This is a genomic window from Rossellomorea sp. DUT-2 (assembly GCF_052665285.1).
The window spans coordinates 1-26029 of record NZ_JBQPEO010000001.1 but is presented as its reverse complement, the minus strand read 5'-3'; the positions used below and the strand labels follow the sequence as shown (position 1 = coordinate 26029).

The 26029-nt window shown below is 43.3% G+C and carries 23 protein-coding genes, 16 tRNA genes and 2 rRNA genes; 1 reads left to right on the top strand and 40 read right to left on the bottom strand.

Translation table 11 applies throughout. The annotated features are described in order from the left end of the window. Window positions 1-16: 16 nt before the first annotated feature. The 13 genes from proC to queG form a co-directional block, all read right to left on the bottom strand. Window positions 17-823, bottom strand: a complete 807-nt coding sequence (proC, locus tag ACOSV2_RS00205) for a pyrroline-5-carboxylate reductase (RefSeq protein WP_428973491.1) — start codon at window positions 821-823, stop codon at window positions 17-19. 317 nt (window positions 824-1140) lie between these two features. Further along, window positions 1141-2160 (bottom strand): phosphotransferase enzyme family protein, encoded by a 1020-nt coding sequence (locus ACOSV2_RS00200; protein WP_428973490.1) that lies wholly within the window; start codon window positions 2158-2160, stop codon window positions 1141-1143. Between the two features lie 11 nt (window positions 2161-2171). Further along, window positions 2172-2492, bottom strand: a complete 321-nt coding sequence (locus tag ACOSV2_RS00195; protein WP_428973489.1) for a YciI family protein — start codon at window positions 2490-2492, stop codon at window positions 2172-2174. 173 nt (window positions 2493-2665) lie between these two features. Continuing rightward, window positions 2666-3382: a DUF421 domain-containing protein gene (locus tag ACOSV2_RS00190; protein WP_428973488.1), complete on the bottom strand. Its 717-nt coding sequence runs from the start codon at window positions 3380-3382 to the stop codon at window positions 2666-2668. Between the two features lie 107 nt (window positions 3383-3489). Beyond that, the gene (locus tag ACOSV2_RS00185; protein ID WP_428973487.1) at window positions 3490-3981 is read right to left on the bottom strand and encodes an STAS domain-containing protein; all 492 of its coding nucleotides are present in this window, start codon (window positions 3979-3981) and stop codon (window positions 3490-3492) included. Between the two features lie 141 nt (window positions 3982-4122). Beyond that, a complete protein-coding gene (gene yhbH / locus ACOSV2_RS00180) occupies window positions 4123-5283 on the bottom strand; it encodes a sporulation protein YhbH (protein WP_397540970.1) in 1161 nt (386 codons plus the stop codon). Between the two features lie 267 nt (window positions 5284-5550). Beyond that, window positions 5551-5724: a multidrug ABC transporter ATPase gene (locus tag ACOSV2_RS00175; protein ID WP_397553185.1), complete on the bottom strand. Its 174-nt coding sequence runs from the start codon at window positions 5722-5724 to the stop codon at window positions 5551-5553. Between the two features lie 85 nt (window positions 5725-5809). Then, a complete protein-coding gene (locus tag ACOSV2_RS00170; protein ID WP_428973486.1) occupies window positions 5810-5992 on the bottom strand; it encodes a hypothetical protein in 183 nt (60 codons plus the stop codon). A gap of 97 nt (window positions 5993-6089) precedes the next feature. After that, window positions 6090-7985: a PrkA family serine protein kinase gene (locus ACOSV2_RS00165; RefSeq protein ID WP_428973485.1), complete on the bottom strand. Its 1896-nt coding sequence runs from the start codon at window positions 7983-7985 to the stop codon at window positions 6090-6092. Window positions 7986-8423: 438 nt separating this feature from the next. After that, the gene (gene nfsA, locus ACOSV2_RS00160; protein WP_428973484.1) at window positions 8424-9173 is read right to left on the bottom strand and encodes an oxygen-insensitive NADPH nitroreductase; all 750 of its coding nucleotides are present in this window, start codon (window positions 9171-9173) and stop codon (window positions 8424-8426) included. Between the two features lie 88 nt (window positions 9174-9261). Then, window positions 9262-9735: a tRNA (uridine(34)/cytosine(34)/5-carboxymethylaminomethyluridine(34)-2'-O)-methyltransferase TrmL gene (gene trmL / locus ACOSV2_RS00155; protein ID WP_113971500.1), complete on the bottom strand. Its 474-nt coding sequence runs from the start codon at window positions 9733-9735 to the stop codon at window positions 9262-9264. 66 nt (window positions 9736-9801) lie between these two features. Further along, window positions 9802-10680: an amidase domain-containing protein gene (locus ACOSV2_RS00150; protein WP_428973483.1), complete on the bottom strand. Its 879-nt coding sequence runs from the start codon at window positions 10678-10680 to the stop codon at window positions 9802-9804. A gap of 94 nt (window positions 10681-10774) precedes the next feature. Next, window positions 10775-11908: a tRNA epoxyqueuosine(34) reductase QueG gene (gene queG, locus ACOSV2_RS00145; RefSeq protein ID WP_428973482.1), complete on the bottom strand. Its 1134-nt coding sequence runs from the start codon at window positions 11906-11908 to the stop codon at window positions 10775-10777. Window positions 11909-12027: 119 nt separating this feature from the next. Between queG and ACOSV2_RS00140 the strand changes: the two genes are divergently transcribed. Beyond that, a complete protein-coding gene (locus ACOSV2_RS00140) occupies window positions 12028-12699 on the top strand; it encodes a B3/B4 domain-containing protein (protein WP_428973481.1) in 672 nt (223 codons plus the stop codon). A gap of 364 nt (window positions 12700-13063) precedes the next feature. On the opposite strand, the gene ACOSV2_RS00135 is transcribed toward ACOSV2_RS00140, so the two are convergent. The 27 genes from ACOSV2_RS00135 to ACOSV2_RS00005 all read right to left on the bottom strand — a co-directional run. Further along, window positions 13064-14032, bottom strand: a complete 969-nt coding sequence (locus tag ACOSV2_RS00135) for a sugar phosphate isomerase/epimerase family protein (protein WP_428973480.1) — start codon at window positions 14030-14032, stop codon at window positions 13064-13066. A gap of 12 nt (window positions 14033-14044) precedes the next feature. Continuing rightward, window positions 14045-15085, bottom strand: a complete 1041-nt coding sequence (locus ACOSV2_RS00130; protein ID WP_428973479.1) for a Gfo/Idh/MocA family protein — start codon at window positions 15083-15085, stop codon at window positions 14045-14047. Between the two features lie 14 nt (window positions 15086-15099). Continuing rightward, entirely contained in the window at window positions 15100-16125 is a 1026-nt protein-coding gene (locus ACOSV2_RS00125) for a Gfo/Idh/MocA family protein (protein WP_428973478.1), read from the bottom strand. A gap of 21 nt (window positions 16126-16146) precedes the next feature. Continuing rightward, window positions 16147-16872, bottom strand: a complete 726-nt coding sequence (locus tag ACOSV2_RS00120; RefSeq protein ID WP_428973477.1) for a ThuA domain-containing protein — start codon at window positions 16870-16872, stop codon at window positions 16147-16149. A 15-nt stretch (window positions 16873-16887) separates the two neighbouring features. Further along, window positions 16888-18462: a response regulator transcription factor gene (locus ACOSV2_RS00115; RefSeq protein WP_428973476.1), complete on the bottom strand. Its 1575-nt coding sequence runs from the start codon at window positions 18460-18462 to the stop codon at window positions 16888-16890. Beyond that, window positions 18443-20254 carry a sensor histidine kinase gene (locus ACOSV2_RS00110; RefSeq protein ID WP_428973475.1) on the bottom strand — a complete coding sequence of 604 codons (1812 nt, stop codon included), beginning with the start codon at window positions 20252-20254 and terminating at the stop codon, window positions 18443-18445. The genes ACOSV2_RS00115 and ACOSV2_RS00110 overlap by 20 nt, the downstream gene beginning before the upstream one ends. Window positions 20255-20396: 142 nt before the next feature. Continuing rightward, the gene (locus tag ACOSV2_RS00105) at window positions 20397-21674 is read right to left on the bottom strand and encodes an ABC transporter substrate-binding protein (RefSeq protein ID WP_428973474.1); all 1278 of its coding nucleotides are present in this window, start codon (window positions 21672-21674) and stop codon (window positions 20397-20399) included. Between the two features lie 82 nt (window positions 21675-21756). After that, the gene (locus tag ACOSV2_RS00100; protein ID WP_428973473.1) at window positions 21757-22584 is read right to left on the bottom strand and encodes a carbohydrate ABC transporter permease; all 828 of its coding nucleotides are present in this window, start codon (window positions 22582-22584) and stop codon (window positions 21757-21759) included. Next, a complete protein-coding gene (locus ACOSV2_RS00095) occupies window positions 22584-23525 on the bottom strand; it encodes a carbohydrate ABC transporter permease (RefSeq protein WP_397553171.1) in 942 nt (313 codons plus the stop codon). The genes ACOSV2_RS00100 and ACOSV2_RS00095 overlap by 1 nt, the downstream gene beginning before the upstream one ends. Before the next feature lie 369 nt (window positions 23526-23894). Then, window positions 23895-23968, bottom strand: a tRNA-Gly gene (locus tag ACOSV2_RS00090). Between the two features lie 3 nt (window positions 23969-23971). Beyond that, window positions 23972-24055 (bottom strand) — tRNA-Leu (locus ACOSV2_RS00085). Between the two features lie 8 nt (window positions 24056-24063). Next, a tRNA-Cys gene (locus ACOSV2_RS00080) sits at window positions 24064-24137 on the bottom strand. 7 nt (window positions 24138-24144) lie between these two features. Beyond that, window positions 24145-24219: transfer RNA gene (locus tag ACOSV2_RS00075), tRNA-Gly, on the bottom strand. A gap of 4 nt (window positions 24220-24223) precedes the next feature. Beyond that, window positions 24224-24295 (bottom strand) — tRNA-Gln (locus tag ACOSV2_RS00070). Between the two features lie 39 nt (window positions 24296-24334). Beyond that, window positions 24335-24410: transfer RNA gene (locus ACOSV2_RS00065), tRNA-His, on the bottom strand. Between the two features lie 11 nt (window positions 24411-24421). Beyond that, window positions 24422-24495 (bottom strand) — tRNA-Trp (locus tag ACOSV2_RS00060). Between the two features lie 8 nt (window positions 24496-24503). After that, window positions 24504-24587 (bottom strand) — tRNA-Tyr (locus ACOSV2_RS00055). Between the two features lie 19 nt (window positions 24588-24606). Then, window positions 24607-24682, bottom strand: a tRNA-Thr gene (locus tag ACOSV2_RS00050). Window positions 24683-24695: 13 nt separating this feature from the next. Further along, window positions 24696-24771, bottom strand: a tRNA-Phe gene (locus ACOSV2_RS00045). A gap of 18 nt (window positions 24772-24789) precedes the next feature. Next, window positions 24790-24866: transfer RNA gene (locus tag ACOSV2_RS00040), tRNA-Asp, on the bottom strand. 107 nt (window positions 24867-24973) lie between these two features. Continuing rightward, window positions 24974-25047 (bottom strand) — tRNA-Met (locus ACOSV2_RS00035). 74 nt (window positions 25048-25121) lie between these two features. Next, window positions 25122-25197, bottom strand: a tRNA-Val gene (locus ACOSV2_RS00030). Between the two features lie 40 nt (window positions 25198-25237). Then, a tRNA-Glu gene (locus ACOSV2_RS00025) sits at window positions 25238-25312 on the bottom strand. 19 nt (window positions 25313-25331) lie between these two features. Then, a tRNA-Ser gene (locus ACOSV2_RS00020) sits at window positions 25332-25423 on the bottom strand. A 6-nt stretch (window positions 25424-25429) separates the two neighbouring features. Then, window positions 25430-25504: transfer RNA gene (locus ACOSV2_RS00015), tRNA-Asn, on the bottom strand. Between the two features lie 7 nt (window positions 25505-25511). After that, window positions 25512-25628: ribosomal RNA gene (gene rrf, locus ACOSV2_RS00010) — 5S ribosomal RNA — on the bottom strand. 275 nt (window positions 25629-25903) lie between these two features. Next, window positions 25904-26029, bottom strand: a 23S ribosomal RNA gene (locus ACOSV2_RS00005); the annotation flags it as partial.

The window sequence follows — 26029 nt, the reverse complement described above, 5'->3', positions numbered from 1 at the left end:
GTCAATGCCTTCCACTCTACTCGCCCAAGGACTTCGATTTACGGCTGCATGCTTCCATGGCCGTTAAAATGGCTCCTTTAAAATTATTCTTCTCCAGAGCTGATACCGCTTCAATCGTTGCTCCTCCCGGTGAGCAAACGGCATCCTTCAGTTCTCCTGGATGAGTGCCCGTTTCAAGGACCATTTTTGCTGCTCCAAGTACAGCCTGCGATGCGAGCTGATAGGCCTGCTTGCGGGGAATGCCTTGCAGAACCGCTCCATCAGCCAGCGCTTCTATGAACATAAACACATACGCGGGAGAAGATCCGCTCACTGCCGGAATGGCATCCATCAGGCTTTCCTCTACCATTTCAGCCTTTCCGAAGCTTTCTAAAATGGCTTGTACATCTGTAAGATCTTCTTCGGTTACTTCATTATTTACACAATAGGCTGTCATGCCTTCTCCTACAAGAGACGGGGTATTAGGCATGGTCCGGACAATTTTCATTGATTCAGAAAGCTGACTCTCCATCCATTGAATCGTGATGCCTGCTGCAATGGTAATGATGATCGCATCCTCTTTCAGGGAACCCTTTATCAATTCGATGATGCTCCGATAGTGGTCAGGTTTCACTGATAAAAACACAATATCCGAAAAGGCTGCTACACTTATATTATCACTGGTAACCCCCACTCCAAATTCCTCTGCTACCTTATCCAGTGTCTCCTGAGTTCTGGCACTGGCTTTAATCGCATGTTTATCCACTAATCCAGACCTCAGTATGCCCCCCATGATCGCTTGTGCCATATTTCCGCATCCTATAAACCCAATGGTTTTATCCATTTTTTCACCTCATCAGTTTGTATGTAAATCGTCTTTAGCATCATACCAAATTTATCTCCACATATAAAATAAACGCCATTAAAAAAGGCTCAAAGGAGAAATCCTTCAAACCTTTCATCATTCCACCAGCTTCCCGCAATGGGGACAAAGAGATTTTTGATAATCCTTTGGAATCCTCCTGTGACAATGAATGCATGTCTTTACATACACAGGCTGATCAAATAAATCCTCTGACATCCCATACCCACTCTTAAAGGTCGTCCTCATAAGACGGACTAATATTCCGATGATCACACCTGTAATAAGTAGTGCCCAAATCATTTTGCTCGCGCTTTTTCAATAATTTCACCATAGTCCAGATCGACGATTGGCTCATCATGGAGCAATCTGTCCCTGATTTGAGAAAGAAGCGACTCCTCGACATCCGATAAATTCTCAAGATCCCATTTTTTATGAAAGACAGAATACAGTGTTAAATCCCTGAGCAGCAGGAAATGGGGGATCCGGTCCACCCACTCTTCTTCTAGATCACACTCCGTCAAATATCCTTTTAAAAATGAAACGAGAAACTTTCCGCCAAATTGGCTACGGGTAACTAAATTCTCATTACGAAGCTTCCACCACACAGAATAGTATAGAGGAATGGCAACGTCACTTATAAAAAAGAACTGTGTACTATCGTCAAAGTCAAACACATGAAGATCACCCTCATGATAAAAAAAGTTCCCTGGATGGATGTCTGAGTGAATCAGCCCAAAAGTATCTTTCGTTTCCACAAAGCTTCTTATCATCTCTTTGTTTTTATGACCTTTTTCAATGATGGACCCGTCTTGTACCGATAAATATTTCTTGAATTCCAGCACATCGTCCTGATCCCATCGAAGACGGTGGATGCCAGCCTGCCCGTATCCTTTTGTTACCCGGTGCATATGTCCTGTCATTTTCCCCCATTTATAAAATAGTTCTTCATCGAATAACGGATCATTCACTTTCACAGGACTGCCTGGAGCTTTATTAAATAAACACACATAGAAATACGTGTCTCCTGCTTTGATGACTTCTACGAGCTTTCCTTTATCAGAATGATTGACTAATGATACATTCACACCGTGTTTATGTAAGTAGTTCATCCATTTCAGCTCAGCTTCCACTTCACTTTCCGTTCGATGAGAACTGTGAGTGAGGCGGAGGATATAGGGGGTGTCTCCCTTATGCACCTCATACACATAGTTTTCAAAGTCTCCGAGTTTCTTCGCTTTGGCAGTGTAACAGCCATATCTTGAGGCTGCTTCCGCAAATAGCCCCTCTGTAAAAAGTTCTTCGATCCATTTTTCCATAATACCTTCTCCTACTCTACTAAAGTATTGGTTTCTTTTCTCAGGAGAGCCACTCGATATGGAAACAGTTCTGCTGTCATAATCCCTTCTTTTACGGTAGGGTCTTCCTTCATGAACTCTCTGGCCTTTTCCACATCTTCCGCTTCAAAAACAACGATTCCAAAAGCATTTTCTTCTTCATTCAATGTTCTGCCGGCAAGGATTACCACTCCAGAGTCCGTAAGCTCCTTTAGCCTCTCAAAATGACGTTGAACAATTCCCTCATCTTCGGTTGTCCAATTTTCTTCCTTATGTAAGCGCGGAATCAGCTTTAATACATAGATAAATTCCATTGTGAATCAACCTCCTTCTCCACTATATATACGACCTCTCTTACCAAGATTCCTTTATAAGCAAAAAAGCTGTTCAATATACTCAACAGCTTCTGAGTTTATATTAAACTGAGCGAGGCAACCTGCGCTCTACTCAACCATTGACGTAATTCTGCTGCTTTCAGGATGAAACCTCAATTAAAGAAAGGGGGATACGAATGGATATCAGATGTTTTCACGATATGAATTTCCTTTCGGACATTGATGGAAGCATAGAATACCTCATCGATTGACGTGAATCCCTCTTTTCGCATTTCATCCCGAACCCATTTTTCCTCCACGTTTAATTTATCTAAAACGCCCGTATGCAATACGCCATCTACAATAAGAGGAAATGCAAGGCTCGTCCGCTTCATCACTCCCGCATCCTCCACTGTAACCGTTTGTTTCGGGGGGATCTTATGAATCGATAAACTCCCATTCGATTCAATGATTCCAATTTCCACATCTTGCAATGAGAATACTTCTTTCTCCCGAAGAAGCATCAGGATATTATCAATCGTATAACCGGTTTTCTTTAAGTCTTCTTTTAGAACCTGACCGTTTTCAATGACCACAGTAGGTTCAAATGAAAGCAGTTTCCCTATTTTTCGTGAAGAGATTTTCATTTTGGTCAAGATCTTTTGTAATATGCCGATCAGAATCATTGCGACGATGGTATGGATATGTTTGATGTCAGGATCCGCAATATCCGCTCCTACGACAGAACCAAACACAAGGACCACTAAAAAATCAAATACCGGCAACTCCCCAATGGAACGTTTCCCCATATATAATGTGACAAAAATCATAAATGGAAGTATCGTAAAGATTCTTAACGATACAATACCTAAGTCTTTAAAATCAATCATGAGCTATTCAAATCCTTTTTTATCTGATAGGGGTAGTTTCCCCTATCACAGAACAAACATGATGGTTGTTTGCATAAAAAAAGAACCAACCGTGTAGGCTGGTTCTTTTACTCATTTATCTTCTGGAATGTAATTTCCTTTTCCCTCATCAAATATTGCAAAGCTGTCCGAAATGTGAGGAAGCTTTTAATCCCTTTAAGCTCTCTCACTCCTGAATTGATCATCACTTGAGTAAGGGCAGGCGTAAACCCGACAAATAAGGTTTCGATCCCCATTAATCCAATTGCCTTGGCCATGTTATGGATATAGGTGCCGAAGATGTCCGTTTCCCCGATTTCTTTTTCTGATATGGCTGAGAAATCTACAATGATTGTGTTGATGTCCCCACCGTACGAGACGTCTAATATCTTGGAAATGATCGTTTCAAAGCGCTCAGGACTGAGTCTGCCCGTAATGGGGATCAGGATCGTTTCAGGGACGATGGAGGGGATTATGGGTGCTGAGATCTCCATGATGAGTTGTTCTGATTGAACCAGCTGTTCTTTTAATTCTTTAATTTCATTCTTTAGTTGTTGAATTTCCTGCTTTTCATCTGTCATGATAAACCTCACTGCTTATAGAATGTTTTTAAAAGTACCTCTCTCTATTCTAGCACTATGCATACAGAATAACCTAATATTTTCATATGTAAATAGATACGCAGATGACAGTGAAAAACCAGCCTCATCGGCTGGTTTTTCTCAAGCGAATGCTTTTTCCTGCTCATTGTGGAAGAAGCTTTTCATGGCATGGAATACATCGGCTTTTTGTTTGAGAATGTAGTAACGGAAATCGTCGTTTTTAATATTTTTGTAGGCTGACATCAAGGTGGAGTGACGGTTATACTGGTTCACTTCCCCGTATCCGAACATGCTGGATACTTTCATTAATTCTTCTACAAGCTTGACGCACCGGACGTTATCAGACGTCAGGTTATCTCCATCAGAGAAATGGAACGGGTAAATATTATAGCGGGTTGGAGCGTACTTACCATCGATGAGTTCCAACGCTTTGCGATAAGCAGATGAACATATGGTTCCTCCGCTTTCTCCTTTCGAGAAGAAGTGTTCTTCTGATACCACTTTGGCCTCGGTATGATGTGCAATGAATTCAATTTCTACGGTTTCATACTTTGTTCTCAAAAAGCGTGTCATCCAGAAGAAAAAGCTTCTTGCCATATATTTTTCCCAAACTCCCATGGAACCACTTGTATCCATCATGGCCAATACGACCGCTTTAGATTCAGGCTTTAATACTTCATTCCACGTTCTGAACTTCAAGTCTTCGGTATATATCGGATGAAAGCTTGGTGCTCCTTTCATGGCATTCCTCTTAAAGGCAGACATCATCGTCTTCTTTTTATCTATATTCCCCATTAGGCCTGTTTTACGGATATCGTTGAATTCAATGTGCTCGACGGTTTGAACATCTTGCTCCTTCTTCTTTAGGTTCGGTAGTTCCAATTGGCTAAATAAGGCTTCTTCAATCTCAAGCATCGACACTTCTGCTTCATAGTAATCTTCACCGGCCTTATCTCCGGCCCCTTGACCTTTTCCTGGACCCTGCTGCTGCGGTGAGCCGTCTCTTGCAATGACGTCTCCTACCTGACTCTCACCGTCACCTTGCCCGACATGTTTATTCTTATCATAGTTATAACGAATTTTATATTCATCTAAAGAACGAATCGGGATCTTGACGACGTCTCGACCATTGGACATGACAATGTTTTCTTCCGTAATCAAATCAGGTAAGTTGTTTCGAATCGCATCCTGTACTTTCTCTTGATGTCTTTGTTGATCATCGTGACCTTTGCGGTGGAGGGCCCAATCTTCCTTGGAAATGACAAACTGATGATTATCCATTTGACTCAAATTATTCCCCTCCTTAAAATTTTTTCACATTTTTTCAATCTCCTGCATACACTATGTTGACTGTCTAAACTGCATGTATCCCATGAAGTGAAACGGGGATTACTCTATCCTATGCAGAAGTATTGATAAATTTACAAATAATTTCGACAATTAAACGTTCTTTTACGGTTGGACGAGCCTATTTTTCTGACAGGTTGTGGAGGTGTCCGTGAATGACCGATTTCCTCCCAAAAAAAATAACCAGGCGGAATCACCTGATTAAGCTTCTTCTTCATATTGAGCCGGGTCTGATACTCGATTGTGTATCTTTAATTCGCCACTGGAACGTAATTTTTCCATCTGCTTCCCTAGCTTAATGACTTCCTCCATATTGGAGGCCATGCTTCCGTTAAGAGGTTCTGCTTCTTCTCGACGCTGAGGTTTAGAAGACATCCTCTTCACCCACTTTCATTTAAGATAATGGGCCCAGCTCTCTATTTATAGACTATTATATTCAGAGTTTTCCGTCAACTATTACTTATTCCTTGTCTTTTTCTTTATATTGAGCAGGATCGGGCTGCTTTTTGTCCTCTTTCAGCTCTTCATTCGTTCTTAGCTTGTCCATTTGCTTTCCCAACTGCTCCATCTCTTCCATATCAGATGCCATGGAGCCATTTTCAGGTTCATAGTTTTTATCCAGTTCATGTTTGTTTTTGCTCATATCATTCACCTCTTGGCTACTACTTTTCCCTTTACCAGAAAAAATAAACCACATAGAAAAATCGGAAGGTGCTTGGCACCTCCCGATTTCTTTGTTTTTAGCGATTCAACAGGCTGCCCACATAGCGCAGTAATTCATTGGCGGATGTTGAGTTGTAGCCATGTTCATCGATGAGGCGGGCAACCACTTCGTTGACTTTCTTCAGCTGCTGTTCGTCTGGCGTTTTCGATGATGTCGTGATTTTCACAACGTCCTTCAAGTCAGCGAATAGCTTCTTCTGAATGGCTTCTCTCAAGCGATCATGTGAATTGTAGTCAAATCGCTTTCCTTTACGGGCATAGGCAGAGATACGGATAAGGATTTCTTCACGGAATGCTTTCTTCGCATTTTCTGAAATACCGATTTGTTCTTCAATGGAACGCATCAGCTTTTCATCTGGATTGATTTCTTCACCGGTCAAAGGATCATGAAGCTTTGCCTTATTGCAATAAGCTTCAACGTTATCAAGATAGTTATCCATAAGCGTTTTCGCAGACTCTTCATATGAGTACACGAAGGCTTTTTGAACTTCTTTCTTGGCGATGTCATCATATTCCTTACGGGCGAGGGAGATAAAGTTCAAATACTTATCACGAAGTTCATTCGTAATGGATGGATGCTGATCCAGTCCTTCTTTCAATGCCCGAAGAACGTCTAAAGCGTTAATAGTCGGAATCTCTTTTCGAATGATCGTAGACGAGATCCGGTTAATGACATAACGCGGATCGATTCCGCTCATTCCTTCATCCTGGTATTCCTTCTTCATTTCATCCACATCTGCGGAGTTAAAACCTTCGACATTTTCACCGTCATATAAGCGCATTTTCTTGATTAAATCAATATCACCGCGCTTTGGTTCCTTCAATCGGGTCATAATGGTGAACATCGCCGCTACCCGTAACGTATGAGGAGCCACATGGACGTTCGACACATCACTTTCGTTGATCATTTTCTCATATATTTTCTCTTCCTGGGTGACCTTCAGGTTGTAAGGAACCGGCATGACGATAATACGTGAGTGTAAAGCTTCATTCTTTTTATTTGAAATGAAGGATCGGTACTCAGTTTCATTCGTATGGGCTACAATCAGCTCATCAGCCGAAATCAGTGCAAACCGCCCTGCCTTGAAGTTTCCTTCCTGAGTAAGGGATAATAAGTGCCATAAGAACTTTTCATCACACTTCAGCATTTCCTGGAATTCCATCAATCCACGGTTCGCTTTATTTAATTCCCCGTCAAATCGGTAAGCCCGTGGATCTGATTCAGAACCAAATTCGGCAATTGTGGAGAAGTCGATACTTCCTGTTAAATCGGCAATATCCTGTGACTTTGGATCAGAGGGACTGAACGTACCAATTCCAACACGTTTATCTTCAGAGAAAAAGACTCTTTCGACCTGAACGTCTTCTATGCGGCCATGATATTCTTTCTCCAAACGCATAGTATTCAATGGAGAGAGATTTCCTTCAATGCGAATGCCATACTCGTTGTAAAAATCTTCTCGTAAATGTTGAGGAATCAAATGCAATGGATCTTCGTGCATCGGGCAGCCTTTGATTGAAAAGACGCCTCCTCTTTCAGTCCGGGAATAATGCTCCAGCCCGCGTTTCAGCATGGAAACAAGGGTTGATTTCCCTCCACTGACCGGCCCCATCAGCAACAAGATTCTCTTCCTGACATCTAATCGCTTCGCAGCAGGATGAAAGTATTCTTCAACGAGTCTTTCCAGCGCCTCTTCTAAGCCAAATAATTGATTGCTGAAGAATTTATACTTTCTTTTCCCCTCGACCTCTTCAACTCCGGCATCCTTGATCATATTAAAGACTCTTGAATGAGCGGATTGCCCAACCCAAGGCTTCTCTTTCAGCAGGTCTAAATACTGAGCAAACGTCCCTTCCCATTTCAGTTTCTCTTCTTCTTCTCGGTAATGTTCGATTTTTTTTAAAATATCCATAAGGACCTCCCCCTGTCGCTTAATGAGAGACGATTAATATACTCTATGCGCTTGTTCACCTGAACATGTTAACAAGATATATTTATTACAGACAAAGGTTCCGTATTCACTATAAACAGTAGGATGAGTATTTTAGAATAAAATGGTTTCATTACCATTTCGTCAAGCTGTCACAAATCAACAAAAAATTAACCGATTTCATTCACATCAAATTAAAAATAGGCTATACTAAAGACAGACTGTGGAATAAGTGAAACTGGGAGGTTACCAAACATGGGTACTATAATGATTATAGGTGTATCTTTAGCGTTCTTAGTAGCGATTTTCACTGCTGGATATGATGATAAACCGGGTTCAAACTAATCCATAAAAACCGAAAAAGAACTGACCTTCACAAGGTCAGTTCTTTTTCATTTGACTAGATTATTCCTCTGAAGCCTATCTCTTATTAAAGCCTTTTTTCTCCACAAATTCCTTCATATACATCCTTTTCTTACCGGACAGCATGTTGGCCATTTGCTTGGTCCAGCGATCTGATCGTTTGCCGGCCGTTCGTGCATGATAATAGGAAGAAATGGTTTCATCATAACGATCGAGTTCCTTTTTCATGGATTCTTCATCACTTTGGTAGGAATCCTCATGGTAAATGGCTTCCATAGGCAACCTCGGCTTCACATCAGAATTTCCTTCAGGAAAGCCGACTGCCAAACCGAATAAAGGAATGACCCGATCAGGAAGCTCCAGCAGTTCACTCACTGATTCCAGATCATTTCGGATTCCCCCAATATAACAAATGCCCATTCCCATCGATTCTGCGGCAAGAGACGCATTTTGGGCCGCCAGTGACGCATCAATTAATGCCACCATGAATTTCTCTGTGCTTTCAAGTGTTGGAATGACATCTGCACTTTCCCACTCACCGATTTTCTCGTGGCGATACAAATCGGCACAGAATACGAAGAAGTGGCCATTTTCTTCTACATATGTTTGTGGACCTGCAAGCTCTGCCAACTTCTTCTTTTTAGCAGGATCCTTCACCCCGATGATTGTATATGCTTGAATATAACTGGACGTACTCGCAGCCTGGGCACTCGAGACAATTGTCCGAATTTGCTCCTCTGTTAATGGCTCATTCTTGAAATGACGAATGGACCGATGCTTAAGAATCGTTTCAATGGTTTCGTTCATTATGTACTCTCCCCTTCACATTCTTTCCCTTAGTATAATCCAAATAAAAAAAGGAATGAAAATCATATGATTCCCATTCCTCTTTTTTTTATAAAAGACCCGGATAATTTCTTTGTCTTAATGCTTCATAAATCAGGATCGCCGCTGTATTGGAAAGGTTCAATGAACGGACGTTTTCGTTCATTGGAATGCGCAGGGCACGATCTAAGTTATTTTGGATGATGTCATCCGGCAGTCCGGATGTTTCCCTGCCAAAAATAAAGAAGTAATCCTTTTCTTCCACACTGTAATCAAAGTCAGTGTGAGGGATCTTTCCGTACTTTGTTAAGTAGAAAAATTCTCCGCCGTCATTTTTCTCGAAGAACTCTTCAATTGAATCATAGTATACAATGTTTACAAACTGCCAATAATCAAGGCCAGCCCGTTTTAACATTTTATCATCTGTTGAGAACCCGAGTGGACGAATCAAGTGCAGAGTTGTATCCGTTGCTGCACACGTTCTCGCAATATTCCCTGTATTAGCAGGGATTTCTGGTTGATATAATACAACATGTACTCCCATGTTCCTGTCACCTCATTCATAAAACTCTAAGTGACATTATACCATTTCCTCCCCATAGAACAAGACTTAGCCGTCATCTACTATTGTAAAAAATCGATATTTGATATGGGGTGTATACGCAGTCGAGTCCTCATACTTCCAATATCGCATTCGGCTGTTGAACGTATGGGCATTCACGAGAGGCTCTCCTGCAGCATCTTTACCGGTCACAATCGTTGTATGGTCAAAACGCCCATCCCCTTCGAAGTCATAGCAAATGACATCTCCAAGCTTTAACTCTTTAGCGTCATTCACCTGTCTTCCCCTTAACCCGGCCGTCGAGTTCGGGATATACCATCTCATGGAATTCGCCACCGTCCAGCTATAGCTCCAGTTCTGATTTCTCATCCACCAGCCCTTCCCCTTCGCCGGATACCCCCGCATGGGAGCATCCCCGGCATGAAGGCACTGTGAAATATAGTTCGTACAATCATTCTCAAACTTCTTAAACGCAGGGTTATAATTGTTCCACCACCGTTCAGCATATTGCACCGCACTCAGACGATCATATTGATACACCGCTCTAGCCTCTTTCTCGCCGTAGGTTGAACTCTCTTCACGTACGACATTCTCATCATATTGAATCGGAATCTCACTGTCTTCATAAATTTTATCCTTATAAAAGGATGCATGTCTATTCTCTACTTCTTCTTCTAAATAAAGAAGATCGCCCTGCTTAATAAGATATTTATAGTGAACATCATATAAAATGGTTTGTGTTTCATTTCGCTGAGGTGTCATGCTTTGGATTTTCCCTGCTGCATCCACCTTTACAATTTCCGCATTTCGCTGAAGACAAGATTCCTTCTTTCTTTTCACTTTGTCACTGTGATAGTCTGACTGACTGCGAGATGTATATTCATCAATCACATGTTGGACCTTTTCCATTAACAGCTTTCTGATCATTGTCTTCCCTCCTCCCTAATTGTTATGCGAGGAAGGGACTGTTCAAAACAAAAAAGGATAAACTCAGGTGGATTTGTGAGTTTATCCTTTTGGTCTATTTGGTTATAAGGTTAAGACCCTTTTGAATTTCGTTTAGTACATCGTCATCCGTTTCTACTGACTGTTGTTTCAGTAATGCCTGCTGTGCTTCTTCACCGCCGATTTTGCCCAGGGCCCAGGCAGAGGTCCCGCGAATGACGGGCCTCACATCTTTTTTCATCACATCAACCAGATCGTCAATGGCTGTTGTATCCTTATAATGGGCGAGTGCGATGATCGCGTTTCGCTGAATCGGCTTCTTACCTCTCCATGAACCGGATACATGACCGTACTTTTCTTTGAACTCACGGTTACTGATCGTTAAAAGCGGCTTTAATAGCGGCTTTGCGATTTCTGGATCCGGCTCCATCTCTTCGTGAAAATGAAAGTCCATTCCTTTATTTTCAGGACATACGGTCTGGCAGGTATCACATCCATATAGACGGTTCCCAAGCTTTACCCGGTACTCATCCGCAAGAAAGCCCTTTGTTTGCGTCAAAAAGGCAATGCATTTCTGGGCATCCAATTGACCGCCTTCGATAAGAGCTCCCGTTGGACAGACATCCACGCATTTATTGCATGTACCACATTGGTCCTCCATCGGTGTATCAGGGGCAAACGGAAGGTTCGTCACCATTTCCCCGAGATACACATAGGACCCGAACTCAGGCGTGATAATCGAGCAGTTCTTTCCACTCCAGCCAATGCCTGCCCGCTCTGCCACAGCACGATCCACGAGTTCACCTGTATCCACCATTGATTTGAAACGTGCTTGTGGAACTCTTGATACGATATATTCTTCCAGCTTTGAAAGACGATCCCGAAGTACATGGTGATAATCCGTCCCCCATGATGCCCGGCAAAAGATCCCCCGTCTTTCTCCCCGTTTGCTTTGTGGAGCGTCCTTCATCTTGGAAGGATAGGCGAGAGCAATGGCGATGATCGATTTCGGTTTATCGAATATCAAAGAAGGATCAACCCGCTTTTCTATGTCCTTTTCCTCGAACCCGGATTGATACCCGAGCATTTCCTGGCGCAGGAGTCTGTTTTTCATTTCGGAAAACGTATCCGCCGTTGTAAAGCCAATCTTATCAATGCCGATTTCCTTGCTGTACGCCATAATATCCTGCTTTAATCGATCCATATCCATTGCCCTTTCCTCCTTTCTGATTCTGATGATATATTTTATAACGCTTTTAAATAAGCTTACGTGAAATGGCAATGTGTATTATGATAAACTATTTTAAAACAAATGTGGAGGGAAAATAAGTGGAAATCACGATCGATTCATCCATAACGTCTAAAATCCCTGATTTTAAAGTAGGATTCATTCAATACCATCATATCGAAGTCGGCGCTTCTCCTCAAATGCTGAAAGGCAGACTTCAGCTATTCCAGGAATCCATCTTCTTTGATCTTCATGATAAAAATGTGACGGAAATAGAAGGGATTGCCGCGTGGCGGGACATCTTCAAGAAAACAGGAAAAGACCCGAATCGCTACCGTCATTCTGCCGAAGCCCTTTTTCGCCGGGTCAAAAAACAGAACTACCTGACTACCATTAACTCTAGTATCGATCTCAACAACTTCTTCTCCCTTCAATACGAAGTGCCCATCGGCATTTACGACTGTGCAGGGCTCAAGGGGGATAGCATCGAGTTAAAAGTAGGGGGAAAAGGACAAACCTACATAGGCCTAAACGGCCGGGAAAATTCCCTAGAAAACCTGATTGTCGCATGTGACGGGGACGGACCTTTCGGAAGTCCATTCGTCGACTCAGACCGGGCCCCCGTCGGCGAAGAAACCAAAAATGCCGTGCAGATCATCTTTCTGAAGCCTTCCCTTTCTATAGAAGAAAGCGGGAAACTGACGAAATCGTTGATGGATATGTTCATCGGGATTCATGGCGGGGAAGGATCGTTTGAAGTGGTGGGTGGATAGAAGTTTGTGCAGGATCCCCTGGTTGGTGGGATCCTGTTTTTATAGACAATCTTGTACGAGAACCATAGCTAATCTCAAGAAATCTCTTCATACTGGCTTATTCCTTAGATGAATGGAAATATCCACCCCGATTTCGACTGTGGCCGGAGTCAATCCGGCCGAAATTCACGATAATCCGGCCGTTTTTTCAGACAATCCAGCCGAAATCACGATTAATCCGGCCATTTCTTGTGAAAATCCAGCCGTTTTTGCAAATAATCCAGCCGATTGACATTAACTGTAAATTAAACACTACATATTTGAGACTCACACACTCACGCCACTCCACAAAAAAGAGAGCCCAATGGACTCCCTTTTTACCAATCTACACCCACCACATATCCGAAGGCTGCTCTTCAATCAAGATAGATTTCAAGTTCTTCACCGCACGTCCGAAGCCTTCTTCAATCGACATGATCGGATCCTCGTGCTCGATGCTTACTACATAATCGTATCCGAATGTGCGCAGCGCACTCATCATATCGGACCATTCCTGCAAGCTGTGCCCACAGCCCACTGAACGGAATGACCAAGCTCTTGTTTGGATGCTGCCGTATGGCTGCATATCCGTCAGACCGTACATGTTGACGTTGTCCTGATCGATATACGTATCTTTCGCATGGAAATGGTGAATCGCATTTTCTTTACCCAAGATTTTAATCGCGGCAACCGGATCGATTCCTTGCCACCAAAGGTGACTGGGATCAAGGTTGGCACCGATCGCATCACTTGTTTCTTCACGAAGCTTCAATAACGTATACGGAGTATGTACAAGGAAACCTCCGTGCAGCTCGAGACCGATTTTTACGTTATGATCCTCTGCAAGCTTCCCTGTCTCTTTCCAATAAGGAATCAGCTTTTCTTCCCATTGCCATTTGAGAATATCTCCGTATTCATTCGGCCAAGGGGACACAGGCCAGTTCGGATGCTTTGCTCCTTCATGGTCGCCTGCTGTTCCTGAGAAACAATTCACGACAGGTACGTTCATCAGACCGGCAAGCTTGATCGTTTTCTGAAGTGCCACATGTGATTCTTCCGCAAATGCTGCATCTGGAGAGATCGGATTTCCGTGACAGCTGAAGGCACTGATTTGAAGTCCTCTTGATGTTACTTTTTCTAAGTATTCGTTTCTCTTTTCTTCACTTTCTAAAAGGGCGTCCAGGTCACAGTGGGCATTTCCGGGATATCCTCCCGTGCCGATTTCGACTGCGTGAAGCCCGGCTTCTTTTACATAATCAAGCATTTCATCAAGATTTTTTTGTGAAAATAATACAGTAAATACGCCTAGTTTCATTTGTACTTCCTCCTATTTCAACCGGATGCTTTGTCCGGTTTCACTGCTTTTGTAGATGGCATCTATTATTTGAGACACTTGCATAGCTTCCTGGGGCTTCACAACCAGCTCTTCTAAACCGAGACAGCTGTTGATGAAGTTCCGGGCTTGTGGAAGACTCGGATCATCTTCACCGGGAACCCAATCCGCTTCACTATTCAGAAGCATGCCGTGTTTCATTTGATTCATTTGGAACGGGAATAGATCGATTCCCCCCGTTTCCCCTGAGATGCTCATGCTTTCTTCATCGCTCTTGACATTTGCAGACCAAGACGTTTCGAAGAGCATGGATGCACCGTTATCGAACTTGATATAAGCCGTAACATGGTCATCGACTTCAAATTTCTCTTTATCAAAGTCTCCCCACTGATTTACTTGATCTGGCATTCTACTAAGCTTGTTATAGGTCGTCCCTGTTACTTCTACAGGTGCCGGGTTCCCAAGGAGCCATAGGGATAGATCCAGAAAGTGACATCCGTAGTCGATCAAGCTGCCTCCGCCTTGCAGCTCCTTGTTGGTAAACACTCCCCAGCCAGGTACTTTGCGGCGACGGATCGCTCTTGCCCTTGCCACCATTGGTTCGCCAATTTCATCTTCCATGATCACTCGCTTCGCAGCACGTGAGTCCTTCATAAAACGATAATGATAAGCGATAGCCAGAAGCTTCCCTGACTCTTTCGCAGCTTCGATCATCCGTTCACATTCTTCAGGAGTCATGGCCATCGGTTTCTCACAAAACACATGAAGACCTGCTTTGAGCGCGGCAATCGTAATTTCCGCATGAAATTTATTCGGGGTACATATCGTCACAGCATCCACATGCCCGAACATGTCCCGATAATCACTGAACACGTTCGGAATGTTAAAGGTTTCTGCCACGGTTTGAGCAGTGACAGGATTGATATCACTGATTGCTTCTATGGATACAGAATCTGATAGTTTTATAAAAGTAGGGATGTGACGCGTTTGGGCAATGCCCCCAACGCCGATCACTCCCATCCGAAGTTTGTTCATCGATGCATTCACCTCTATAGCTTTACGATTCGCTTAGTTTCACTTGATTCCAGAGCAGACAAAACAACCTCAAGAGATTTCTTTCCTTCTTCACCCGGTACAGGAGGCTCTGCATGATGAAGGATACAGTGAACAAATTGATCGATCACACGCGAATTCGTCTGGCCGCCATCGTCATTTGTTTGAATGCCTCCAAGCTCATACTTCACTACTTCTCCGCTTGAGTATTGAACGATAAGAGAGTTCACGGGATCATCCTCTAAGCGGAGAATCGCTTTCTCTCCATAAATGATTGTAGAGTTGTCTTCTTTAGAAACATAAGACCAGCTTGCAGCCAGGGTACCGATTGTACCGCTTTCCGTTTTCAATACACAGACAGCCGTATCATCCACATCTGCATTTTCCTTTGCACTTGTTTCAACGAAAGCACCGACTTCTGCAAATTCTTCCCCTAAGATGTAACGAAGGAGATCGGTTTTGTGTACACCAAGGTCTCCCATGGCCCCAATGAACGCTTCATCCTTTTTAAAGAACCAGCTGTCCTTCCCATCAGCACTCCAGCCTTCAGGTCCACCGTGACCAAATGCAGAACGGAAGCTGTAGATTTTACCAACTTCACCACTTTCAATCAGCTGCTTCGCTTTTTGATGCGAAGGGACAAAACGCTGGTTATGAGCAATCATCAATTTTTTACCGTTTTTAGCAGCGGCATCGATCATGCTTTGAGCTTCTTCACTTGAAGTGGCCATAGGCTTTTCACATAATACATGCTTTCCAGCGTTTAGGGCATCGATGGAAATCGGTGCGTGCAGGTAGTTCGGTGTACACACACTCACAGCTTCCACTTCAACGTTTGCCAGTAGTTCTTTATAATTGGTATACGCTTTCACTCCCACTGCATCGGCTACTTTCCATGCGCGTTCTTCCACGATGTCACACACCGCTACCACTTCAACGTTTTCATTGTTTGCATATTCCGGCAGATGACGATGCTGTGCGATACTTCCACACCCGATAACGCCGATTTTCAATTTACTCATGATTTTTCCTCCTCTTGTTCTTTAGTTAGATCCTTTGATTTCTTCTAACGGTTGTGCGTTTCCGTATACCGGTCTTGCATGATCTACAGGGGATGCCCATTTCACTGCATTGACGATGACCTTCTGAACGTCTTCATTGTAATAGGTTGGATACGTTTCATGTCCTGGACGGAAGTAGAATACTTTTCCGTTGCCACGCTGATACGTACACCCGCTTCTAAACACTTCCCCACCTTCGAACCAGCTCACCATCACAAGCTGATCAGGAGTCGGAATGTCAAAATGCTCTCCATACATTTCTTCCTTCTCAAGCTCGATGTATTCACTTAAGCCCGCTGTAATCGGATGACTTGGATCGACAATCCAGATGCGTTCTTTCTCATCAGCTTCCCGCCATTTCAGGTCACAGGAAGTACCCATCAATGTTTTGAAGATTTTAGAGAAATGACCTGAATGAAGGACGATCAATCCCATCCCATCAAGGACACGCTGTTTCACTCTTTCAACTACTTCACCTTTCACTTCATCATGGGCGATATGTCCCCACCAAACCAATACGTCTGTTCCATCTAATACTTCCTTTGTCAGTCCGTGGTCACCCTCGTCCAATGTAGCCGTTTTCACATTGAATGATGCTTCTCCAAGGAAGGAAGCAAGGGCACCATGAATTCCTTCAGGGTACACCTCTCTCACTTTCGGATTCTTCTGTTCATGACGATTTTCATTCCATACAGTAACGTTCAACATTGTAAAACCTCCAAGTTAAGTGTTTGATTGTAAGTGCCGGTATTCATTTGGTGTCATACCGACGTGCTTTTTAAATACTTTACTGAAATACTTTTCATTCCCATACCCTACACCATAGGCGACTTCATAGATCTTTAAATAAGGGTTCTCAAGCAGTTTCTTCGCTTTTTCCATCCGGATATTCGTAACGTAATCCGTGATGGTAGATCCATAATCCTGTTTGAACTTACGTGAAATGTATTCCCTGCTTAAGTAAAAGCGATCGGCAATGTCCTGAAGGGTGATATCCTCTTGATAATGCTGCTGAAGATATTCTTCAATCTGCTGCATATTGTTCTTTTCCCGCTGATACTTTGCCTTTGAAAGGGTTTGAATTAATTCACTGAACTCTTTCGCCTTTTCCTCTTTAAATTTCCTGAACGAAAACGAGCCGTCTTCATTCCAATAATCCAGGCCCCTATAGAATGGTGCTTGATGCTGAATCTCATACTCTTTCAACCAATTATTCCGTAATAACTCAAATTGATTTTCCCACACCTGGAGCTGTTCCAGTGAGAGGGCATGCCCCGTTTCCATCTGTGAGAATATCCCCTCCAACTGGGACCGAACCTGATCGCTGCTGCCTGAACGGATTGCCCATTTTAATTCATTGGAGTGATCCAATAGGTGCAGCAGGGGCCTCGGTTTCACATCTTTATGGGTAACGATCTTCTTTTGATCGAGCAGGGTATGCTTAAGATAAACTTGTAAAGCAGATTCATACGCTTCGTTAATTTTCCTAGACTTCTGCCCAAGTGCAATGATTGTAAAGAGTTTACTATATTGATAGATCAATGAGTAGATTTCCTCTAACAGATACGTCACATTTTTATCATTCCAGAAGAGAATCACAAGCTCTTCTTCTTTGTTCCCATTCCGGAAGCAAACCCCATCATTTTGCTTTCGCAGCAATTCATTGCAAATATTGCTAAGGGTAAAAAAGGCCAGGTCCCGGTCTCCTTGAAAGAGTTTCTCCACGATCGGTTTGATGGGGATGAGGGCAACGGTCTTTGCAAGCTTTGTAATGGCAATCCCAAACTCCTGCTCCACCTTTTCTACCATCTCTGTGGTCATGCTCTCCTTCGCACAGAGACTTGAGAATAACCGATCCCAATAGAGGGGCTTCACTTCATTCATCACCCGATTTTCCTCGACCTGGGATTTTCTTGATTGAGCCTGTTCATTCCACTCTTTTACCGCTTTATCCAGTGTTTCATTTAACACATCCGGTTCAATCGGCTTCAGAATATAATCAAAGCTTTTGTAATAAATCGCGTTTCTCATATACTCGAAATCATCATACCCGCTTACAACGATGGTTTTGCTTTTAAGGTCAGAGGCATGAAGCCATTTTAAAAGGGTGATGCCATCCCGCTTCGGCATCCTCATATCAGTGAAAATGATTTCCGGCCGGTGCTTTGTGATCAATTCGATGGCTTGGTCTCCATCTTCCGCCTCCAGAATGGTGTGGATTCCATGCTTGTCCCATTCCGCTAATAAAAGTAACCCCTCACGCACATGCTTTTCGTCGTCAATGATGATTGCTTTCATTTGCTTCACCTTCCATTCTTATTGGCAGCCTCATGGTGACCATAAAGCCTCCCCCATCATGATTTTCAAGCTGTAAAGTGGCCTGGTGGTCATAGTAGAGCTTTAAGCGAACATACACATTCTTCAGTCCAATATTGGTCTCATCCCCCGTTTTATTCCAAGCATCTGCTTTAAAATGATCCCCGATTTCCCGAAGTCTGCTTTCGGTTACGCCGACTCCATTATCACGGACCATCATCACCAGTTCTCCCTCATCCCGAAAGCAGGATAACCATATACGTCCTACCCCGTCCCGGATATCGAAGCCATGTTTGAAGTAGTTTTCAATGAGAGGCTGAAGGATCATCTTCGGTACCGGGATCTCCTTCACCTCTTCTTCTACCTCTACATTGTAATCCAGATTCTCACCGAAACGCTCTTTTTGTAAAAGAAGATAGGCGTTCGTGTAATTGATTTCCTTGCTTAATGGAACCATATCCTCCTCCATGTTCATCCCGTACCTCATTATTTTGGAAAGGTGGGTGATCAGGGAGTAGATTTGCGGAACCTTGTTCTTCAAAGCAATCGTCCCTATGGATTGCAGGGCATTATAGAGAAAATGCGGATTGATTTGAGACTGGAGGACCTTTAATTGATTCGTCTTGTTCTCGAGCTCCAGCTTGTACTCACGGTTGATCAGATGATTGATCCGCTCGATCATTTGCTGAAACCGGAAGCCGAGGATCCCGATTTCATCGGAACCGAACGATTCAGACTGTACCTTCATATTCCCTTTTTCAACCTGCTGGATATTTTGAAGCAGAATGCGTATGGGTGACGTGATCTTAAAAGAAACAAATAAGGTCGCCAGCACCACAAGGGATAGTCCAAGAACTCCGAATAGAATATTAATCTTCGCGACACTAAATGCGCTTTCATAAAGATTCACGTAAGGAACCCTTTTCACTAACAACCAACCTCCAGCCGAAGCAGGTAGCTGGTCGTACATCATCACCCCGTTGAAGGAACCCTCTTTCCACTCTAGCGTCCCTGATACATCTTTCGATTCCATTATCCGCTTAATCCATTTCTGGTTGCTGCCATCGTCCGACACATCCCTGTCCGAGCTATAAATCATTTCCCCTTCGGAAGAAAGAAGGTAGAATTCTTCTGACTTAGCGTTATACAGATTTCTGCTCAAATCAATGATCTTGTCAGGAGAAACCTCCAATGAAATATAGGCAAGCACCTCATCACCGGGAACGTTTCGGAATGCCCGGTGAATCGTGACAATATCCTTCGACCGGTTAATATTCTTTTCTTCCTGACTATGGGTTGGTTCAATATACATGTTATAAGGGCTACGCTCGGCATTTCTGAAAGATTCCCATTGTGAATCCCTTACCTTATTGGAAAATACAACGGTAGAGCGCTTGGTTGCCGAGATGACGCGGTCACCATCTGCGAAGGAAATACGTACCCCGTTAATTGTATCACCCGTGTAGAGAATCGTTTGCACAACATTTTTTACAATGCCGATCGTCAAGTAATTATTCTCTTGACCGGGTGATCTCATGAAGTTAATAAAATCAGGATTATTATAGAGTGATAGAGTCAATCCGTTGAGCTCATTAATATAGCTCTCCAGATTCACCTTTCCCTGATAAAGAAGATTGCTGCTCTCCTCCACCACCTGTTCCTCTATGGAATCCTTCGTATACAAATATGTAATAATAATCGAACTGCCAAACGGCACAATCGTCGTAATCATCAACAACACAATCAACTTATTCCGAATGCTGGTCTTTAACATGAGGGACGGACCTCCCAGGTCTCACTTATACACTAGTATAAAGTGTTTTTCCCTGCTCTTGGAAGTGTTTTTTCGAAATATTCCTATTTAACTTATAAAATAGAAAGCATGCCTTTAGTAGACATGCTTTCTATTATTCGATTTACTTCAAGTTATCCCATGTTTGCTGGAATCGCTCAAGTACCGTATCGTAATCAATTTTCCCTGCGGCATATTCCTGGATCGTTGCAGCGAATTCCTTATTCGCTCCATCCGGCCATTTGAACCAAGTCCAAGGAATCGTCTTCTCTTCTTTAGAGTAGTCAAGGATAGACTGACCCAAGTCTCCAAGACCATTTGGCTCGATGTTATCGAATGCCGGGATGAATGCAAACTCTTCCGTGATATAACGCTTACCAGTTTCAGATGAAACCATCCATTCCAAGAATGTTTTCGCTTCTTCAAGATTCTCGGAGTTCTTGTTTAATACCCAGTTATTCGGTACACCTACAGGAAGGCGATCAGCACTATCATCATTGCTGATAGGAATTGGAAGGAAGCCCATGTTGATCTCAGGATTGATCTCAGTGATCATGTTTTCAGTCCAGTTCCCTTGTTGCAGCATCGCCGTTTCACCAGAAGCAAAAAGCGTTACTTGTGTATTGTAATCCGTCGTTAACGGATTATCATTTGCATACTTAAGCTCAGCATCTAAAACTTCTTTGAACTGCTTGAACTTTTCGTTTCCTACAATCTTCTCAGAACCATCATAAAGCCCGGCGATGAACGCATCCGGATCTTCCTGCTGAGCAAAAGGAATGTTAAGTAAATGTTGACCAATTACCCACCACTCGCCATAACCCGCTGAGAAAGGCGTGATTTTCTTCGCTTCCAGCTTTTTCGCAGCGTCTTTTAACTCATCAATCGTTGCAGGCGGCTCAGTGATCCCCGCTTCTTCAAATAAATCTTTATTGTATACAAATCCGTAACCTTCAAGGTTAACCGGCATACCATAAAGCTTGCCGTCTTCATCCGTCATCGGAACTTTACCGATCGGAAGAACATGTTCAACCCATGGCTCTCCAGAAAGATCCGCTAACTTCTCTTTCCAAAGCTCTAATTCTTTAAAACCACCGTTGTTGAAAATGTCCGGCTCTTCACCAGAAGCAAATTTCGCTTTCAAAGCTGCACCGTAATCGGCACCTCCACCCACTGTTTCAAGCTTGATCTTAATGTTTGGATGCTCAGCTTCGAACTCCTTGATCATTTCTTGCAGTTGATCGGCAATTTCAACCTTGAACTGGAAGAAATTAAGGGTTACTACATCGTCACCTGATCCGGACTCTCCACCTGATTTGCTTGTCGTGTCTTTAGAAGAACAGCCAGCAATAATTCCAAATACTAAAACCAAAGACATACAAAGTAAAAGTATACGTTTCATAAATGGATTGACCTCCCTGATATAAATTATTTTATATAAATTTCTGTATCAATGATAGACCATCTCGACAGAAACTTTATATCTACTTAATGGACCCTGAAGCAATACCTTTGATGATATGCTTCTGTAAAAATAAGAAGAAAATGATGATCGGTGTAATGCCAAGCACCAACGCTGCAAGACCCATATCCCATTGCTTCGTATACTGAGCGAAGAACGAACTCGCTGCGAGTGGAATCGTACGCAGTTCCGCATCCTGTAATACAAGAAGTGGAAGCAGATAGTCATTCCAAATCCATAAGGTGTTCAGAATGATCACGGTCACTGTGATTGGCTTAAGTAATGGGAATACAATTCTCCAGAACACACCAAACTGACTGCATCCATCAATCATCGCGGATTCTTCAATCTCAATCGGAACGGTTTTCACGAACCCATGATACAAGAACAGAGAAAGTGGGACCCCAAATCCGAAGTACATAATAATCAGACCTGGAATGCTATTCGTAAGCCCTAGAGTTCCTCCAACCTTCATTAGAGGAATCATCACCGTCTGGAATGGGATGACCATGGCTGACACAAAGATGACAAATAAGATTTTGCTGAATTTCCCTGGCGTACGTACCATTTTCCACGCCGCCATGGAGCTGATGAGCACTAATCCAATGTTGCTGAATACAGTGATGACCAAGGAGTTCCAGAATGCACGGGGGAAGTTGATGATCTCCCACACCTTAGCATAGTTAGAAAACATAAATTCCTTAGGCCATGCTGCCGCATCAATCAAGATTGCAGCGAATGGTTTCACCGAGTTGACCAGTACAAAGTAGAAAGGGATAAGGAAAATGAGCCCGATGACAATCCCGATGATCTCTAATACAAATGTTCTCTTCGTATAGCGATTGCCCATTACGCCTGAACCTCCTTCTTCTTCGTCACCATCACCTGAATCGTCGTAAACACTGCCACTACCACAAAGAACAGAATCGATTTCGCTGTTCCCAGGCCATAACGGTTGTTTTGAAACGCTTCTTGATAAATATTGATCGCTACAGATTGAGTAGAATTGAATGGTCCCCCACCTGTTAACGAGATATTTAAATCGAATATCTTAAAGGCCATTGAAATCGTCAAGAAGAAACAAATCGTGAATGCCGGTAGAATCAACGGAATGATAATCTTCGTCAACAATGTCCAGTTTGATGCCCCATCTATCCTCGCTGCTTCCAAAAGTGAATTGTCCACCCCTTGCAATGCCGCAACATAGATGACCATCATATAACCACTGATCTGCCATGCAAACACGATGACAATCCCCCAGAATGCCGTCGTCTCATCACCAAGCCAAGGCATTTTAAAGAATCCGATATCCGTCATATTCCCGAGTGATGCAAACCCTTTAACAAAAATGAACTGCCAAATGAACCCGAGTAGCAGTCCACCGATCACGTTCGGAATAAAAAACACTGTACGTAAAATATTACGGGTTTTCAATGCCGCGTTTAACAGTAACGCAAACCCAAAACCTATTAAGTTACTAATAATCACTGCCGCAAACATAAACTTCGTCGTAAACATAAAAGAATTAAAGAACGTCTTATCATCCGTAAAGATCTTCTTATAATTCTCAAACCCAACCCACTCAACAACCGAGCTGACACCATTCCATGAAGTAAAGGAATAATACACTCCCATCAAGAACGGAAGAATCTGAATCACTAAGAAAAATAAAAGTGCCGGTCCAACAAAGGCAGCATACGTCAGCAAGCTCTTATACTTAAACTTCTTCTTCGTCACTGCCTTCATTTGTACGTCTGGGCTTACTGGTCCAGTCTGAATCTTTGGTTCCACCCGTATCACCACCCTAACTGTGTAATCGCTTTCTTTCATTATAATGGTAGCGCTTTCTTTAATAGGGGAACTCAATTGACTAAGAAGGTGCAAAATTTTGACTAGATGGGTTTGTATTGGTTTCGGATGGGTAAATGGAAAGGTTGGGGTTCTTTGGTTAGGTGACCGTAGGGTGCAATGCGTTTTTGAAAATAAAATCGTGGTATTGAAAATAAATGGTCCAGTTTTGAAAATATATTGATCAGCAAATGGACCTAAGTCGATCAGATAAACGTCAATAATGTTAAAAATGATGCTAAATAGATGACTTTTCATAATTAAACAATAAAAAAAGACTCCCTCTAATGAGAAAGTCTATCGTATGTAAGTTGGAGCGGGTGAAGGGAATCGAACCCTCATCATCAGCTTGGAAGGCTGAGGTTTTACCACTAAACTACACCCGCGTATGGTACCGGTGGCCGGGATCGAACCGGCACTCCAGAGGAACACGATTTTGAGTCGTGCGCGTCTGCCAATTCCGCCACACCGGCATTACATTTGGAGGCGGCAACCGGATTTGAACCGGTGATCAGGGTTTTGCAGACCCATGCCTTACCACTTGGCTATGCCGCCTTAATATTGGAGCGGAAGACGGGATTCGAACCCGCGACCCCCACCTTGGCAAGGTGGTGTTCTACCACTGAACTACTTCCGCACTACTGGGCTAGCTGGATTCGAACCAACGCATGTCGCAGTCAAAGTGCGATGCCTTACCGCTTGGCTATAGCCCACTGATAGTATATGTCACGGAAATGAAAATGTGACTTTTATGGGGCGACTGATGGGAATCGAACCCACGAATGCCTGAACCACAATCAGGTGCGTTAACCACTTCGCCACAATCGCCATAATGAAATTGGCAGGGGTAGTAGGAATCGAACCCACACCAAAGGTTTTGGAGACCTTCGTTCTACCTTTAAACTATACCCCTAAAATAAATGGTGGAGGGGGGCAGATTCGAACTGCCGAACCCGAAGGAGCGGATTTACAGTCCGCCGCGTTTAGCCACTTCGCTACCCCTCCACATATTAAATTACTCGGGTGGTGCCGGCAAGAGGACTTGAACCCCCAACCTACTGATTACAAGTCAGTTGCTCTACCAGTTGAGCTACACCGGCATCAAGTAATAAATGGTGGCTCAGGACGGAATCGAACCGCCGACACATGGATTTTCAGTCCATTGCTCTACCAACTGAGCTACTGAGCCACTATGTAAAAATAAAAATGGCGGTCCGGACGGGACTCGAACCCGCGACCTCCTGCGTGACAGGCAGGCATTCTAACCAACTGAACTACCGGACCAGAGTTTTTTGCGTCAGCAAAATAACTTTCATTACCTTGACGACAGTCAAAATAACTATCCATGCGTGACTCATAAAGGATTATCCTATCCCAAGTCAAAAATGGTATTGCGGGGACAGGATTTGAACCTGCGACCTTCGGGTTATGAGCCCGACGAGCTACCGAACTGCTCCACCCCGCGACGATATAAGTGTTAAGTTAAACTTATAAATTAATGAAGATTATTTTACTCCGCTTTCGTTTCGTAAAAAATCATGGTGGAGGATGACGGGATCGAACCGCCGACCCTCTGCTTGTAAGGCAGATGCTCTCCCAGCTGAGCTAATCCTCCAATATAATGATTGTTTTATTTTCACTTTCAAAAAAAGTGTTGGTGACCCATACGGGATTCGAACCCGTGTTACCGCCGTGAAAGGGCGGTGTCTTAACCGCTTGACCAATGGGCCTTGATAAGAAGAAATGTTATGGCGGAGAGCAAGGGATTTGAACCCTTGAGACAGCATTAACCGCCTACACGATTTCCAATCGTGCTCCTTCGGCCACTCGGACAGCTCTCCATATGATGGCTCCGCAGGCAAGATTCGAACTTGCGACCGATCGGTTAACAGCCGATAGCTCTACCACTGAGCTACTGCGGAACGATATGCCTGGCGACGTCCTACTCTCACAGGGGGAGATCCCCCAACTACCATCGGCGCTGAAGAGCTTAACTTCCGTGTTCGGCATGGGAACGGGTGTGACCTCTTCGCCATTGTCACCAGACTATTTCTTGTCTCTTTTTTAAGGACAAGTACTATTATATCGCGTAAATATATTTTTTCAAGGTTTTTTTATATTTTCATATAAAATTTATTCCCTGAAAACTAGATAAAGAATTGATGTCAAGAAAGCCGAATATCGACCAATTGTTGCAATCTAGCTCCGGCGGCTAGAGACTCGAGGTCATTTCAGTTCAATCAGCTGAGGGTAAAAAGCACCCTCTTCTGATTGCCCAGAAATGCTTGTCGTCTCTGTTCAAGCCGCCTCCGCTTTATAATGTGGTTAAGTCCTCGATCGATTAGTATCAGTCAACTCCACATGTCGCCATGCTTCCATCTCTGACCTATCTACCTAGTCATCTTCTAGGGATCTTACTCACTTACGTGATGGGAAATCTCATCTCG

Excerpts from the sequence above, each read along its gene's own strand:
- proC (WP_428973491.1), bottom strand. The coding sequence starts at position 823 with ATGGATAAAACCATTGGGTTTATAGGATGCGGAAATATGGCACAAGCG.
- ACOSV2_RS00200 (WP_428973490.1), bottom strand. The coding sequence starts at position 2,160 with ATGGAAAAATGGATCGAAGAACTTTTTACAGAGGGGCTATTTGCGGAA.
- ACOSV2_RS00195 (WP_428973489.1), bottom strand. The coding sequence starts at position 2,492 with ATGGAATTTATCTATGTATTAAAGCTGATTCCGCGCTTACATAAGGAA.
- ACOSV2_RS00190 (WP_428973488.1), bottom strand. The coding sequence starts at position 3,382 with ATGATTGATTTTAAAGACTTAGGTATTGTATCGTTAAGAATCTTTACG.
- ACOSV2_RS00185 (WP_428973487.1), bottom strand. The coding sequence starts at position 3,981 with ATGACAGATGAAAAGCAGGAAATTCAACAACTAAAGAATGAAATTAAA.
- yhbH (WP_397540970.1), bottom strand. The coding sequence starts at position 5,283 with ATGGATAATCATCAGTTTGTCATTTCCAAGGAAGATTGGGCCCTCCAC.
- ACOSV2_RS00175 (WP_397553185.1), bottom strand. The coding sequence starts at position 5,724 with ATGTCTTCTAAACCTCAGCGTCGAGAAGAAGCAGAACCTCTTAACGGA.
- ACOSV2_RS00170 (WP_428973486.1), bottom strand. The coding sequence starts at position 5,992 with ATGAGCAAAAACAAACATGAACTGGATAAAAACTATGAACCTGAAAAT.
- ACOSV2_RS00165 (WP_428973485.1), bottom strand. The coding sequence starts at position 7,985 with ATGGATATTTTAAAAAAAATCGAACATTACCGAGAAGAAGAAGAGAAA.
- nfsA (WP_428973484.1), bottom strand. The coding sequence starts at position 9,173 with ATGAACGAAACCATTGAAACGATTCTTAAGCATCGGTCCATTCGTCAT.
- trmL (WP_113971500.1), bottom strand. The coding sequence starts at position 9,735 with ATGGGAGTACATGTTGTATTATATCAACCAGAAATCCCTGCTAATACA.
- ACOSV2_RS00150 (WP_428973483.1), bottom strand. The coding sequence starts at position 10,680 with ATGATCAGAAAGCTGTTAATGGAAAAGGTCCAACATGTGATTGATGAA.
- queG (WP_428973482.1), bottom strand. The coding sequence starts at position 11,908 with ATGGATATGGATCGATTAAAGCAGGATATTATGGCGTACAGCAAGGAA.
- ACOSV2_RS00135 (WP_428973480.1), bottom strand. The coding sequence starts at position 14,032 with ATGAAACTAGGCGTATTTACTGTATTATTTTCACAAAAAAATCTTGAT.
- ACOSV2_RS00130 (WP_428973479.1), bottom strand. The coding sequence starts at position 15,085 with ATGAACAAACTTCGGATGGGAGTGATCGGCGTTGGGGGCATTGCCCAA.
- ACOSV2_RS00125 (WP_428973478.1), bottom strand. The coding sequence starts at position 16,125 with ATGAGTAAATTGAAAATCGGCGTTATCGGGTGTGGAAGTATCGCACAG.
- ACOSV2_RS00120 (WP_428973477.1), bottom strand. The coding sequence starts at position 16,872 with ATGTTGAACGTTACTGTATGGAATGAAAATCGTCATGAACAGAAGAAT.
- ACOSV2_RS00115 (WP_428973476.1), bottom strand. The coding sequence starts at position 18,462 with ATGAAAGCAATCATCATTGACGACGAAAAGCATGTGCGTGAGGGGTTA.
- ACOSV2_RS00110 (WP_428973475.1), bottom strand. The coding sequence starts at position 20,254 with ATGTTAAAGACCAGCATTCGGAATAAGTTGATTGTGTTGTTGATGATT.
- ACOSV2_RS00105 (WP_428973474.1), bottom strand. The coding sequence starts at position 21,674 with ATGAAACGTATACTTTTACTTTGTATGTCTTTGGTTTTAGTATTTGGA.
- ACOSV2_RS00100 (WP_428973473.1), bottom strand. The coding sequence starts at position 22,584 with ATGGGCAATCGCTATACGAAGAGAACATTTGTATTAGAGATCATCGGG.